14 protein-coding genes are annotated in these 12,557 nt (G+C 67.4%); 5 read left to right on the top strand and 9 right to left on the bottom strand.

Annotation, left to right across the window (positions count from 1 at the left end):
* Window positions 1-41: 41 nt before the first annotated feature.
* The 4 genes from AC099J_RS27180 to AC099J_RS27165 form a co-directional block, all read right to left on the bottom strand.
* Window positions 42-854 (bottom strand): UDP-2,3-diacylglucosamine diphosphatase, encoded by an 813-nt coding sequence (locus tag AC099J_RS27180; protein ID WP_479618428.1) that lies wholly within the window; start codon window positions 852-854, stop codon window positions 42-44.
* A complete protein-coding gene (locus AC099J_RS27175; RefSeq protein WP_479618427.1) occupies window positions 854-1,360 on the bottom strand; it encodes a peptidylprolyl isomerase in 507 nt (168 codons plus the stop codon). The genes AC099J_RS27180 and AC099J_RS27175 overlap by 1 nt, the downstream gene beginning before the upstream one ends.
* A 1-nt stretch (window position 1,361) precedes the next feature.
* Entirely contained in the window at window positions 1,362-2,045 is a 684-nt protein-coding gene (locus AC099J_RS27170; protein ID WP_479618426.1) for a peptidylprolyl isomerase, read from the bottom strand.
* Between the two features lie 92 nt (window positions 2,046-2,137).
* A complete protein-coding gene (locus AC099J_RS27165) occupies window positions 2,138-2,692 on the bottom strand; it encodes a tetratricopeptide repeat protein (protein ID WP_479618425.1) in 555 nt (184 codons plus the stop codon).
* A 172-nt stretch (window positions 2,693-2,864) separates the two neighbouring features.
* Between AC099J_RS27165 and cysS the strand changes: the two genes are divergently transcribed.
* Genes cysS through AC099J_RS27140 form a run of 5 tightly spaced genes read left to right on the top strand, consistent with a single transcriptional unit; the run spans window position 2,865 to window position 7,206 of the window.
* Window positions 2,865-4,277, top strand: a complete 1,413-nt coding sequence (gene cysS, locus AC099J_RS27160) for a cysteine--tRNA ligase (protein WP_479618530.1) — start codon at window positions 2,865-2,867, stop codon at window positions 4,275-4,277.
* Between the two features lie 45 nt (window positions 4,278-4,322).
* Window positions 4,323-4,982 (top strand): DNA-3-methyladenine glycosylase family protein, encoded by a 660-nt coding sequence (locus AC099J_RS27155; RefSeq protein WP_479618424.1) that lies wholly within the window; start codon window positions 4,323-4,325, stop codon window positions 4,980-4,982.
* 19 nt (window positions 4,983-5,001) lie between these two features.
* Window positions 5,002-5,979 carry an acetyl-CoA carboxylase carboxyltransferase subunit alpha gene (locus tag AC099J_RS27150; RefSeq protein WP_479618423.1) on the top strand — a complete coding sequence of 326 codons (978 nt, stop codon included), beginning with the start codon at window positions 5,002-5,004 and terminating at the stop codon, window positions 5,977-5,979.
* 3 nt (window positions 5,980-5,982) lie between these two features.
* On the top strand, window positions 5,983-6,648 hold the full coding sequence (locus AC099J_RS27145; protein ID WP_479618422.1) for a histidine phosphatase family protein: 666 nt from the start codon (window positions 5,983-5,985) through the stop codon (window positions 6,646-6,648).
* Between the two features lie 18 nt (window positions 6,649-6,666).
* A complete protein-coding gene (locus AC099J_RS27140) occupies window positions 6,667-7,206 on the top strand; it encodes a methylated-DNA--[protein]-cysteine S-methyltransferase (protein ID WP_479618421.1) in 540 nt (179 codons plus the stop codon).
* Here the strand turns inward: AC099J_RS27140 and AC099J_RS27135 are convergent, their stop codons facing one another.
* Genes AC099J_RS27135 through AC099J_RS27115 form a run of 5 tightly spaced genes read right to left on the bottom strand, consistent with a single transcriptional unit; the run spans window position 7,207 to window position 12,556 of the window.
* Entirely contained in the window at window positions 7,207-7,995 is a 789-nt protein-coding gene (locus tag AC099J_RS27135; RefSeq protein ID WP_479618420.1) for a crotonase/enoyl-CoA hydratase family protein, read from the bottom strand.
* Window positions 7,996-8,003: 8 nt separating this feature from the next.
* The gene (locus AC099J_RS27130) at window positions 8,004-9,002 is read right to left on the bottom strand and encodes an acyl-CoA dehydrogenase family protein (protein ID WP_479618419.1); all 999 of its coding nucleotides are present in this window, start codon (window positions 9,000-9,002) and stop codon (window positions 8,004-8,006) included.
* Between the two features lie 16 nt (window positions 9,003-9,018).
* Window positions 9,019-10,176, bottom strand: coding sequence for an acyl-CoA dehydrogenase family protein (locus tag AC099J_RS27125; protein ID WP_479618418.1), 1,158 nt, complete (start codon window positions 10,174-10,176; stop codon window positions 9,019-9,021).
* Window positions 10,173-11,591 (bottom strand): CaiB/BaiF CoA transferase family protein, encoded by a 1,419-nt coding sequence (locus AC099J_RS27120; protein WP_479618417.1) that lies wholly within the window; start codon window positions 11,589-11,591, stop codon window positions 10,173-10,175. Before AC099J_RS27120 ends, AC099J_RS27125 begins: the two co-directional genes overlap by 4 nt.
* Window positions 11,588-12,556 (bottom strand): Bug family tripartite tricarboxylate transporter substrate binding protein, encoded by a 969-nt coding sequence (locus AC099J_RS27115; protein ID WP_479618416.1) that lies wholly within the window; start codon window positions 12,554-12,556, stop codon window positions 11,588-11,590. Before AC099J_RS27115 ends, AC099J_RS27120 begins: the two co-directional genes overlap by 4 nt.
* Window position 12,557: the final 1 nt, after the last annotated feature.

Genomic DNA, 12,557 nt, shown 5'->3' with positions numbered 1-12,557 from the left:
GATCAGGCATGGCCATCCGAACAGAAGCGGCCGGTCGTCGTTCAGCTAGCGGCTGCGGCGTCCACCCGTTGCGGGGGCGACGAAAGACTCAGCCGCAGGATCTGCAGACGCGGGGGCTGCGCATCCGCTTCCCAGTCGCTCATGACAACGCGGCGCATGCCATCGCCTAGGTCGTGGTCGGCTGGCATATGGGTGTGTCCATGGATCAGGGTGTGGCTGCCCGACGCCTGCAGCCACATTCGCGCCGCATCGCTGTCTACGTCCGCGTATCCCAGCCCCTGATCCTTGCGCTGTTCACTGGCCTGGCGAATCTGCCGCGCCATCTGGCGACGCAGGGCCAGCGGATGCTGCAGCGAGGCCTGCTGCCAGGCGGGGTTTTGAACCTGCTGGCGAAATTGCTGATAGGCCACATCATCAAGGCACAGCGCGTCCCCGTGACTGAGCAGCCAACGTTCGCCAGCAAACGTCAGCACCGTTGGATCCTCCAGCATCTGCAGACCGGCTGCACTCCTGCCGGCTTGGCCAAGAAGGAAATCGCGATTGCCGTGCATGAAGTAGACCGGGCGTGCCTGTGCGGTTGCGCGCACGATCCGGGCGCATGCCAATTCAAACTGGCCGATCGACGAATCGTCGCCGACAGTCGGGTCGAGTGCATCGTCCCCGACCCACACTTCGAACAGATCGCCCAGGATGAACACCGCATCTGCGGTGCTGGAGGCCATGGCACTCGCCCATGCGTCGAAGGTCGAAGGATCTTCGGGCCGCAGATGTACATCCGAGAGGAAGTCGAGGGTGCGCCAGTGGTCGGGCGCCACCAACTCCGCAAACCTCGGCAGGGCCGGCACCGCAGCCATCAGACGGCGACGGCCTTCTCGATCACCACATCTTCTACCGGCACGTCGTCGTGGAAGCCCTTGCGTCCGGTCTTGACGGCCTTGATCTTGTCGACCACCTCGCTGCCCGAGACAACCTTGCCGAACACGGCGTAGCCCCAGCCCTGGGCCGAGATCGCCGTGTGGTTGAGGAACGCGTTGTCGGCCACGTTGATGAAAAACTGCGCGGTGGCCGAGTGTGGATCGTTCGTACGCGCCATGGCCACCGTGTAGTTGTTGTTCTTCAGGCCGTTGTTCGCCTCGTTGTCGATGGGCGCGTCCGAACTTTTTTGCTTCATGCCGGGCTCAAAGCCGCCGCCTTGCACCATGAAGCCTGGGATCACGCGGTGGAACACCGTGTTGTCGTAGTGGCCTTTGCTTACATAGGCCAAGAAATTGGCGGTGGACTTCGGCGCCTTCTCTGCATCGAGTTCCAGCGTGATGACGCCCAGCTTGGCAATGTGGAGTTCGACTTTCGGATTGGTCATATCATTTCACCTGATTAGCGGATTGGATGAGGATTTGCGCGGTGGGCGCATCGGTCGGGAAGGGGCCGCCCGGGCCGGTGGGGACGGTCTTGATCTTTTGTACCACGTCCATACCAGAGATGACCTTGCCGAAGACGGTGTAGCCCGTCAGTTGCTGGGCGTTCAACAGCCTGTCGCGCGGTACGTTCTCGAACACACGGCCCTGGTACTCGAAGCGCCGCACTGGGTCCCCGTCGGGGATCAGCACTGGGTCGAGTGGCGCGTTGTCCGCCACGTTGATGAAGAACTGCGACGTGGCGGAGTTCGGCTCGCTGGTACGCGCCATGGCAACGGTACCCACCACGTTGCGGTCGCCGCCCTTAGCCAGCGCCTGCCGACCTTCGTGCGCCACCGGTGCGCGCGTGGGCTTTTGCTGGTACTTGGCATCGAAGCCGCCGCCCTGCACCATGAAGGTCGGGATCACGCGGTGGAAGATCGTGCCGTCATAGTGCTTGTCGCGCACGTACTGCAGAAAGTTCGCAACTGTCTGGGGCGCCTTGTCCGGATAAACCTCGACCGTGAAGTTGCCGGCACTGGTCCTGAACAGGACCTGGGGCGCATCGGCGGCATGGGCCGAAGCACCGAGCCCCAGGGCGGCCGCCAGCAGCAGGGCGCGGCGGGTGGATGAAACAGCAATCATGGGCATGTGAGTCCGTCGGGAAGTCGGCCCGGCGAACTGCGCAGGGCCAATGCGGTGGCTGTGCGGGCCATTGCACCGCAGCCCCACCGTTGTGGAAATCAGCGGGTCGCTTTGGCCGGCTTGCCGGTCTTGGGAGCCAGCATGCTGCTCAAGGTGGACACCTTCTGCTGGGCCTGTGCATTGTTGCCGTCGATCTGAAGCGACTTGCCATACGACTGGCTAGCCAGCTTGGCGTAGACGTCGCCCAAGTTCTCGTGCGCGGTGGCGTAGGAGGGGTTCAGGCGGACCGCCATTTCCAGTGCCGTGCGGGCCTTGTCGTACTGATTCTGGCTGGCGTACAGGACCGCCAGGTTGTTGTACGGCTCGGGCAGTTCGGGGAATTCCTGGGTCAGGCCGGTCAGCGTTTCGATGGCTTCGGCGGGCTTGCCGGACTCGGTCTGGATCACACCCTTCAGGAAGCGCATTTGCGGATCCCGCGGTTTGGCGCCGAGGTATTGGTCGGCCTTGGCCTGGGCCTCGGCCAGCTTGCCCGAGCGAATCATTTGGGCCACATCGGCATAGTCGTCGGCGTAGGCCTGGGGGGCAGCGACCGCGGCGAGCGCGACCATCATGAGGCGAGCCAAGGGCAGGATGCGGGACAGCGCTTGCTTCATAAAACCTCTTGCGGAAAGCGTACAGACAGCCCTTGCACGCGGCTATATACTGCCGGGCATTGTAGCCGAGGGGGTTGTGCGGTCTGGCATCGCGCCGACCTCGATCCCCAGTGACGAGCGGTCCCACAGTCTCAGGATGTTTCTCGACGATCCTGTGTTTTCCCCAAATTTCATGAGCTTGCGCATCTACAACACGCTGACGCGTGCGTTGGACGTTTTCGTCCCGATCGAAACAGGCCACGTGCGCATGTACGTGTGCGGCATCACCGTTTACGACCTTTGCCATGTGGGGCATGCGCGTGCCAATGTGGCGTTCGATGTGGTGCAGCGTTGGCTTCGCGCGTCGGGATACGCCGTCGAGTTCGTGCGCAACATCACTGACATCGAAGACAGGATCATCCGTCGCGCGGTGCAGAACGGCGAGACCGTGCGGCAGCTGACCGATCGCATGGTCGCGGAGATGTACCGCGACTTCGATGCGCTGGGCATCGAACGTCCAACGCATGACCCGCGCGCGACAGATTTCGTGCCGCAGATGCTGGACATCGTCAAGACGCTGGAAGACAAGGGCCTGGCCTACCGCGTCGACGGCGGTGACGTGAACTTCGCCGTGCGCAAGTTTCCCGGCTACGGCAAGTTGTCAGGCAAGTCGCTGGATGAACTGCACGCAGGCGAGCGCGTGGCGGTGTTGGACAGCAAGCAGGACCCGCTCGATTTCGTGCTGTGGAAGTCCGCCAAGCCCGACGAGCCCGCCGACGCGCAGTGGGCCAGCGACTATGGCCCGGGACGCCCCGGCTGGCACATCGAGTGCTCAGCGATGAGCTGCGCGCTGCTGGGCGAGACCTTCGACATCCACGGTGGTGGCGCCGATCTGCAGTTTCCTCACCACGAAAATGAGATTGCGCAAAGCGAGGGCGCCCACGGCGTGCCCCTGGCGCGGGTCTGGATGCACAACGGCTTCGTGAACATCGACAACGAGAAGATGTCCAAGTCGCTGGGTAACTTCTTCACCATCCGCGAAGTGCTGAACCAGTACCACGCGGAGACATTGCGGTTCTTTGTCGTCCGCAGCCACTACCGCAGTCCGCTCAATTACAGCGACGTGCACCTTGACGACGCTCGAGGCGCCTTGCGCCGCCTGTACACGGCCCTCGAGCTGGTGGCGCCAGCGTCGGTGGCGCTCGATTGGGCGCACCCGGCCGCAGCGCGCTTCAAGGCCGCGATGGACGAAGACTTCGGCACGCCTGAAGCCGTGGCCGTGTTGTTCGAGCTGGCCGCCGACGTCAACCGCACGCGCTCGGCCGAGACCGCCGGTTTGCTGAAGGCGCTGGCTGGCACGCTGGGCTTGCTGCAGGGCGATCCGCTGGCGTTCAAGCAGTGGCGCCCGGCTGGCGCAGACGTGGCGCTTGCGTCGCAAGCCGCTGCGCTGACGCCCATGCAGATCGCCGAGCTGATCACGCAGCGCGCCGCCGCCAAGGTCGCGAAGAACTTTGCCGAAGCCGACAGCATCCGCAAGACGCTGCTCGACAAGGGTGTGGTCCTGAAGGACTCGCCCTCTGGCACGACCTGGGAGTCCGCGCAGTGACGCACGCTTCCCAGGCGCCGCGCTCGGGCGCGGCGAGGATGGTCCATGGTGGCTAGAAAAGTCGTCAGCGAGCCCGTCGTCGAGCTCTTCACGCCGCACTATTGGGAAGACGCGCGCAAACACCTCGTCCGCAAGGACCGCGTGATGAAGCGGTTGATCCCGCAGTTCGGCGATGCCTGCCTGCAGACGCGCGGCGATGCCTTCATCACGCTGGCGCGCAGCATCGTGGGCCAGCAGATCTCGGTCAAGGCGGCGCAGACGGTTTGGGACCGCTTCGACCAGCTGCCACGCAAGATGACGCCGGCCAATGTGCTGAAGCTCAAGGTGGACGACATGCGCGTGGCCGGCCTGTCGGCGCGCAAGGTCGAATACCTGGTCGACCTGGCCTTGCATTTTGACAGCGGCGTGCTGCATGTGGACAGCTGGGACGAGATGGACGATGAGTCCATCATCACCGAGCTGGTGTCCATTCGCGGCATCGGCCGCTGGACGGCCGAGATGTTCCTGATCTTCCATCTGATGCGGCCCAATGTGCTGCCGCTGGATGATGTCGGGCTCATCAACGGCATCAGCCACAACTACTTCTCGGGCGACCCCGTCAGCCGCAGCGACGCACGCGAAGTCGCGGCCGCCTGGGCGCCTTTCTGCAGCGTGGCCACTTGGTATATTTGGCGCTCCCTCGACCCGCTACCGGTCGGGTATTGACAGCATAAGGAGAACGGCGTTGGCGAAACGAACCTTCCTCGATTTCGAACAGCCGATCGCGGACCTCGAAGGCAAGATCGAAGAGCTGCGCTACGTGCAGACCGAATCGGCCGTCGACATTTCCGAAGAGATCGACCAGCTCGGCAAGAAGAGCCTGCAGCTGACCAAGGACATCTACGGCGTGCTCACGCCCTGGCAGATCACCAAGATCGCACGCCATGCCGAGCGGCCCTACACGCTGGACTACGTGAACGAGATCTTCACGGATTTCGTCGAGCTGCACGGCGATCGGCATTTCTCCGACGACCTGTCGATCGTCGGCGGCCTGGCGCGCTTCAACGGCCATGCCTGCATGGTGCTGGGCCAGCAAAAGGGGCGCGACACGAAAGAGCGTGCGCTGCGCAACTTCGGCATGACCAAGCCCGAGGGCTACCGCAAGGCCCTGCGGCTGATGAAGACCGCCGAAAAATTCAAGCTGCCGGTCTTCACCTTCGTCGACACGCCCGGCGCCTATCCGGGCATCGACGCGGAGGAGCGCGGCCAGTCCGAGGCCATCGGCCGCAACATCTACGAGATGGCGCAGCTCGAAGTGCCGATCATCACCACCATCATCGGCGAGGGCGGCTCTGGCGGCGCGTTGGCGATTTCGGTGGCCGACCAGGTGCTGATGCTGCAGTACTCGATCTATTCGGTCATCAGCCCCGAGGGCTGCGCGTCCATCTTGTGGAAGACCTCCGACAAGGCCCAGGACGCGGCCGATGCCCTGGGCATCACGGCGCACCGCTTGAAGGCGCTGGGTCTGGTCGACAAGATCGTGAACGAGCCGGTCGGCGGCGCGCACCGCGACCACAAACAGATGGCCGCATTCCTGAAGCGTGGCCTGAACGATGCGTACCGCCAGGTCAGCGACCTCAAGGTCAAGGAACTGGTGGACAGGCGCTATGACCGGCTGCAAAGCTACGGCCGGTTCACCGACACCAAGGCCGACAGCAAGTAGGCCATGAGCACCGGTGGCCAACACGCGCTGGGTCGCGGGCTGGAGCGCCTGCCGACGCTCTGCGCAGCGGGCTGCGACATCGCGCTGCCAGTTCGGCGCTTTTACTTCCTGCGGCACGGCCAGACGGCACGCAACGCGCTGCGCATCTTTCAGAACATCGACGAGCCGCTGAACGCCAACGGCCTGGCCCAGGCAGAGCGTGCCGCCGAGCTATTGGCTGCCGAACTGGCCGATGAAGCTGGCGTCCACATCGTGTGCAGCGATGCACCGCGCGCGCACACCACGGCCCTGGCCGTCGCGCGCCGCTTGCAGCGCGAACCCCTGCCGCACGCTGGCCTGCGCGAGCGCCATTTCGGCGCGCTGATCGGCAGCTCGTCTGCTGACATTGACTGGGATTGCGCACCCGCCGGCGGCGAGACGCTGGACCAGTTCGTCGCCCGCACCTTGGCTGCCCTGGCAGACGCGGTAGCGCACCCGGCACCCGTGTTGGTCGTGGCCCACGGCGGCACGCTGCACGTGCTGGCGGCTGCGCTGCGCGTGGCGGCCGACGCCAGCCTGCTGGCCAACGCGCAGCCTTTGCGCTTCGACCGCCATGGCGACGGCGATGGCTGGCGCGTCACGCCCCTGGGCGCGCCAACGGCGCCAGCAGGCCCGGTCAACCTGGCCTGATCCGCCGAGGCGCCCGTCGTGGACGCGGCCGGTCTGTACCTGTTCGACACCCCTATCGGCCGCTGCGGCATCGGCTGGTCAGCGCGCGGCATCGCCTCGGTGCAACTGCCGGATCGCGACGACGCGCGGCTGCTGGCCCGGTTGCGCCAGCGTGTGCCCGGCGCGCCGATGGCAACGCCGCCGCCCACGGTGCGCGATGCGGCCGAGCGCACTCGGCGGCTGCTGCAGGGCGAGCGCGATGACTTGCAGGATGTGGCGCTGGACATGCTCGGCATCGCGCCGTTCCACCAGCGCGTGTACGCCCGGGCCCGCGCCATCCCGCCCGGCGAGACCCTCACCTATGGCGAACTGGCGGCCGACCTCGGCGACCCGGGTGCGGCGCGCGCCGTGGGCCAGGCGCTGGGCCTGAACCCGTTCGCGCCCATCATGCCGTGCCACCGCATCGTGGCGGCTGGTGCCCGGTCGGGCGGGTTTTCGGCGCCCGGCGGCGTGGACACCAAACTGCGCATGCTATTGATCGAGCGGGCGCGCTTCGGCGAACCGGGCCTGTTCGACTGATCAGGAAAACGATGGCGGCCGCTTCTCGATGAAGGCGCGCACGGCTTCCTCATGGTCGGCCGTCTTGTGCGCGATGGCCTGGTAGCCGGCCGACATTTCCAGCAGCGACTCCAGCGTGCTGTTCTGCCCTTCGCGCAGCAGCCGCTTGGTCATGCGCAGCACGCCGCCCGGGTTGGCAGCGATCTTGGCGGCCAGTGCGCGCGCCTCGTCCATCAGCACGTCGGCCGCCACCACGCGCGAGACCAGGCCACAGGCCAGCGCCTGCTGCGCGTTCAATGCTTCGCCGGTGAACGCCATCTCGCAGGCCTTTGACATGCCGACCGCGCGCGGCAGCAGCCAGGCGCCGCCATCGCCTGCGACGATGCCGACCTTGACGAAGCTCTCTGCGAAGGTGGCCGTCTCGGACGCGATGCGGATGTCGCACATGCAGGTCAGGTCCAGCCCGGCGCCGATGGCCGGGCCGTTGATGGCGCAGATGGTCGGCACGTCCAGGTTGTACAAGGCCTTGGGAATGCGCTGGATGCCGTTGCGGTATTCCTCGCGGATCACCTCGGGCGACAGCGCGCTGCCGAAGAAGCGCTGCATGTCCTTCACGTTGCCGCCCGAGCTGAACACCGGCCCGGCGCCGGTGATGATCACAGCGCGCACCGAGGTGTCGCGCGCGATGTCGGCGCAGGCCTGCACGAACTCGTCGACGGCCGTGTTGCCGGTCAACGCGTTGCGCGTGGCCGGCTGGTTCATGGTCAGGGTCAGGATGGCGCCGTCGCGCTCGGTGGTCAGAAAGCTCATGGTTGTCCTCAGTGTGTTTCGGTGGCGCTGCGCAGGGTGTCCAGCACCAGGGCATGTGGGCTGTCCAGGTGAAGCCGTCCGGCCACGCTGTGCCAATACGACTCGCTGCCCGCCGCCTGGCGCCAGGCGTGCAGCCGGCGCGTGAAGAGCTGCAGGTCGAACTCGGCCGTGAAGCCGATGGCGCCGTGGATGGCGTGCGCCAGGCTGGCCACTTCCAGCGCGGCTTCGCTGGTGCGTGCTTTGGCGATGGCGGCGTGCAAGCGCTCTGGCACGAGATCGGCGGCGCGGCAGCCGATCTGCGCTGCCATGCGGGCGGCGAACACCTGCTCGGCCATCACGGCCAGCTGGTGCTGGATCGCCTGGAACTTGCCGATCGGTCGGCCGAACTGCTGGCGGTCGTTGGCATAGGCCAGCGTGCGGTCGAACACCGCCCGCAGCGCGCCGGCCAGCTGGGCGGCGTATTGCACAGCCTGCAGTGTGCGCAGCTGCTGCGCGTCGCCGGCCACCGGTGTGGCGGCGTCCCAGGCGCTGGCGGGCCAGCGCAGCGCGACATCGAGCACGAAGCCTGCTGGCGTGGATTGGGCCGTGGCCACTGGCAGCAACCGCAGTGCGCCGCCGCGCGCGACCAGCACCTGGTCGGCCACTCGGCCCATGCGCACGAGGGGGCACACGAGCTCGCCCGGCTGGTCTTCGGCCTCGCCGAACACGATGCTGCCGCCCGGCAGCGCAGCGCCCGCGCGCGCCAGCCATCCCCGCAGCAGCAGCGTCTCACCCAGGGGCACCGGCACCGCATGCGTACCGCACAGCGTGAGCACACCGAAGACCTCGTGCAGTGCCAGGCCGGCGCCGCCCTGGGCCTCAGGCACCAGCGCGTCGGTGAAGCCCGCGTCTTCGATGGCCTGCCAGAGCGTGCGGTATTCGCCGCCCGCCTCGATGGCGCGCACGGCGTCGGGCGTGGAGAGGTCGCGCAACAGCTGCGCGGCCGCGTCTTCGAATAGATCGTCCATGGTCTCGTCTTCCTTCTCAGCGCAGGCCGAGGCCGCGCGCGATCATGCCGCGCAGGATCTCGCGCGTGCCGCCACGCAGTGAGAACGAGGGCGCGACCTGCGTCACGTAATCCAGCGTCTGCAGCAGCGCCAGTGGCACGCTGCCTTCCTCGCGCGAAAACAGGTCGTCGGCGATGGCGGCCGGGATCAGCTGCTCCACACCGGTGCCCAGGTCTTTGACCAGCGCGGCCTCGACGATGGGGCTCTCACCGCGCGTGAGCTTTTCCGTCACCGCCACCGACATCGCGCGCAGCGGCGCCAGCTGACAGACGATGCGGCCGGCCAGGCGCTCGGCCTCGCGCGTGCGCCCTTGCGGTGTGCGCACCCAGGCCACCCACTGGTCGAACACGACGATGCTGGAGAACAGCCGCTCCGGCCCGCTGCGCTCGAACGCCAGCTCGGCGTTGACCTGCGCCCAGCCCTGGCCTTCCTCGCCGATCAGCGCGTCGGCGCCCAGCTGCACGTTGTCGAAGAACACCTCGCAGAAATGTGCGTCGCCGGACTGATCGACGATGGGCCGCACGCGCACGCCCGGCGCCTTCAGGTCCACGATCAGCTGTGACAAGCCCTTTTGCCGATCCTCGGCCGCGCCCGAGGTGCGCACCAGTGCAATCATGTGGCCGCAGTGGTGGGCGTTGGTGGTCCAGATCTTCTGGCCATTGAGCAGCCAGCCGTCTGCGTTCGGTGTGGCGCGCGTGCGCACGCTGGCCAGGTCCGAGCCGGCGCCCGGCTCGCTCATGCCGATGCAGAAGAAGGATTCGCCTCGGCAGATGGGCGGCACGTAGCGCTGCTTTTGTGCCTCGCTGCCGTAGCGCAGGATCAGCGGCGCGCTCTGGCGGTCCGCAATCCAGTGCGAGCCGACCGGTGCGCCCCAATTCAGAAACTCCTCGACCAGCACGTAGCGCGCGAAGGCGCTGCGCCCGCCGCCGCCATACGCGGGCGGCAGCGTGATGCCCAGCCAGCCCTGGGCGCCCAGCTTGCGGCTGAAGTCCGGGTCGTAGCCGCTCCAGGATTTGGCGCGGACATGGGCCGGAACTTCCTTCAAAGCTTCCGCCAGGAAGGCGCGCACGGGTTCGCGCAGCGCCGCGTCTTCGGGCGGAACCGCGGTCAGGGTCAGGGAGTCAAGGGCGCTCATCCCAACGCTCCTTTCGCTTGCAATGCATCGATGTCTTCCTCACGCAGGTTCAACACGTCGTGCAGCACGTCACGCGTGTGCTGGCCCAGCTGCGGCGGCGCCTCACGGTACTGCACGGGCGTCGCCGACAGGCGGATCGGGTTGGCCACCAGCGCGACGTCGGCGCCGCCCGCGTGCGGCATCTTGATCTGCAACCCGCGCGCGTGCACCTGCGGGTCGGCGAACACGTCCGCAATGCTGTTGATGGGGCCGCACGGGACGCCCGCCTGCTCCAGCAGCGCGATCCACTCGGCCGTGCTGCGCTGCACGGTGGCCGTGCGCAACAGAGGGACCAGGGCGTCGCGGTGCTGCAGCCGGTCGGTATTGCGCACGAAGCGCGGGTCCGTCGCCCACTCCGCGTGGCCGGCCGCCTCGCAAAAGCGCGCGAACTGCCCGTCATTGCCGGTCGCCAGGATCATGTGGCCATCGGCCGTCGGAAAGTCCTGGTAGGGCACAGTGTTCGGGTGCGCATTGCCCATGCGCGTGGGCGCCACACCGCTGTGCAGATAGTTCATCGCCTGGTTTCCCAGGCAGGCCACGCCCACATCGAGCAACGCCAGGTCGATGTGCTGGCCCTGGCCGGTGCGCGTGCGCGCGTGCAGCGCGGCCTGGATGGCATTGGCCGCGTACAGGCCGGTCAGGATGTCGGTCAGCGCCACGCCCACCTTCATCGGCCCGGCGCCGGGCTGGCCATCGGGCTGGCCGGTGATGCTCATCAGCCCGCCCATGCCCTGGATCAGAAAGTCGTAGCCGGCGCGCTGCGCATACGGCCCGGTCTGGCCGAAGCCGGTGATGGAGCAGTAGACGAGCCGCGCGTTCAGTGCCCGCAGCGACACCTGGTCCAGCCCGACCTTTGCCAGGCTGCCGGTCTTGAAGTTCTCGATGACCACGTCGCACTGGCACGCCAGGTCCCGTAGCAGAGCCTGGCCGGCGGGGGTTTGCATGTCCACCGTGATCGAGCGCTTGTTGCGGTTGGTGCAGAGGTAGTAGGCCGCGTCCGTCGTCGGCGCCCCCGCGCCGTCGCGCACGAACGGCGGCCCCCAGGTGCGCGTGTCGTCGCCCGTGCCGGGACGCTCGACCTTGATGACCTCGGCACCCAGGTCGCCCAGCAGCTGTGCGGCCCAGGGGCCGGCCAGCACGCGGGACAGGTCCAGCACGCGGATGCCGGCCAGCGCGCCTGGAGGATGCTCGCCCCGTGCACCAGGTTCAGCTTGGGCTGCAGAGCGGGCCTCTTCGGGCGGCCGGGCGTGGCGCACTCCACTGCCTTCGGCTTCGCCTGCGGAGCGAGCCTGTTCGGGCGGCCGGGCGTGGCTCACTCCACTGCCTTCGGCTTCGCCTGCGGAGCGAGCCTCTTCGGGCGGCCGGGCGAGGCTCATTGCTGCGGCACCTTGGCCTGGGTGGCGATGCGCTTCCACAGCTGGATTTCGGCGGCCTGGAACTCGCGCATCTCCTGCGGGCCGCCCTGCATCACCTCGGCGCCGATGCGCTCGTAGAAGGTGCGCGTCTCGGGCAGGCGCTCGATGCGCGTCAGCAGCTCGGCCAGCCGGTCGACCTCGGCCTTGGGCGTCTTGGCCGCCACCATGGCGCCGACCCAGGTGTAGGCCGTGAAGCCCGGCAGGCCGGCGGCGCTGGCCATCGGCACGTCGGGCAGCGCGACCGTGGGCTGCTGCGAGGCCACGGCCAGCGCACGGATGCGCCCGCTCTTGACCATCTCCTGCGCGCTGGTCATCTCGGCAAAGGCCAGGTCGACCGTGCCGGACGCGACGGCGGCCACGGCCTCGTTCGCGCCCTTGAATGGCACGTGTGTGGTCTGCACCTGGGCCGCATCGTTGAACGCCTCGGCCATCAGCTGGTAGCCCGCCGAGCCGGCGCCGTAGTTCAGCGCGCCGGGCCTGGCCTTGGCCGCGGCGATCAGCTCGGCCAGCGTCTTGCTCGGCGCGTTGCCGGGCACGATCAGCAGGGCGGGCGAACGCATCATCATGCTCAGCGGCGTGAAGTCGGCCACCGGGTCGTAGGGCAACTGCTTGAACAGCGCCACGTTCACCGCCAATGTGGAGTTGCTGCCGATGAACACCGTGGTGCCATCGGCCGGCGCCGCCAGCACGGCCTGCACCGCCAGAAAGCCATTGGCGCCGGCGCGGTTTTCGACCACCACGGGCTGGCCGGTCAGCTCTGACAGCTTGCGGCCAAAGTAGCGGGCCGAGGTGTCAGTGCCACTGCCGGGCGGGAACGGCACGACGAAACGGATCGGCTTGTGCGTGGCGTCCTGGGCTTGCGTGGGCAGGGCGGCCAGCCAGGATGCGGCGGCTGCGGCCAGCGCGGTGCGGCGGCGAAGGGTCATG

This window comes from Rhodoferax sp. RT4P68, from assembly GCF_056521305.1.
The sequence above is the reverse complement of the archived record's forward strand: the minus strand, read 5'-3'. Positions and strand labels throughout refer to the sequence as shown.

Bases quoted from the DNA above. Each gene is read 5' to 3' on its own strand.
- AC099J_RS27180 (WP_479618428.1), bottom strand. From the start codon at position 854: ATGGCTGCGGTGCCGGCCCTGCCGAGGTTTGCGGAGTTGGTGGCGCCC.
- cysS (WP_479618530.1), top strand. From the start codon at position 2,865: ATGAGCTTGCGCATCTACAACACGCTGACGCGTGCGTTGGACGTTTTC.
- AC099J_RS27170 (WP_479618426.1), bottom strand. From the start codon at position 2,045: ATGCCCATGATTGCTGTTTCATCCACCCGCCGCGCCCTGCTGCTGGCG.
- AC099J_RS27120 (WP_479618417.1), bottom strand. From the start codon at position 11,591: ATGAGCCTCGCCCGGCCGCCCGAAGAGGCTCGCTCCGCAGGCGAAGCC.
- AC099J_RS27125 (WP_479618418.1), bottom strand. From the start codon at position 10,176: ATGAGCGCCCTTGACTCCCTGACCCTGACCGCGGTTCCGCCCGAAGAC.
- AC099J_RS27165 (WP_479618425.1), bottom strand. From the start codon at position 2,692: ATGAAGCAAGCGCTGTCCCGCATCCTGCCCTTGGCTCGCCTCATGATG.
- AC099J_RS27130 (WP_479618419.1), bottom strand. From the start codon at position 9,002: ATGGACGATCTATTCGAAGACGCGGCCGCGCAGCTGTTGCGCGACCTC.
- AC099J_RS27145 (WP_479618422.1), top strand. From the start codon at position 5,983: ATGAGCACCGGTGGCCAACACGCGCTGGGTCGCGGGCTGGAGCGCCTG.
- AC099J_RS27135 (WP_479618420.1), bottom strand. From the start codon at position 7,995: ATGAGCTTTCTGACCACCGAGCGCGACGGCGCCATCCTGACCCTGACC.
- AC099J_RS27115 (WP_479618416.1), bottom strand. From the start codon at position 12,556: ATGACCCTTCGCCGCCGCACCGCGCTGGCCGCAGCCGCCGCATCCTGG.
- AC099J_RS27175 (WP_479618427.1), bottom strand. From the start codon at position 1,360: ATGACCAATCCGAAAGTCGAACTCCACATTGCCAAGCTGGGCGTCATC.
- AC099J_RS27155 (WP_479618424.1), top strand. From the start codon at position 4,323: ATGGTGGCTAGAAAAGTCGTCAGCGAGCCCGTCGTCGAGCTCTTCACG.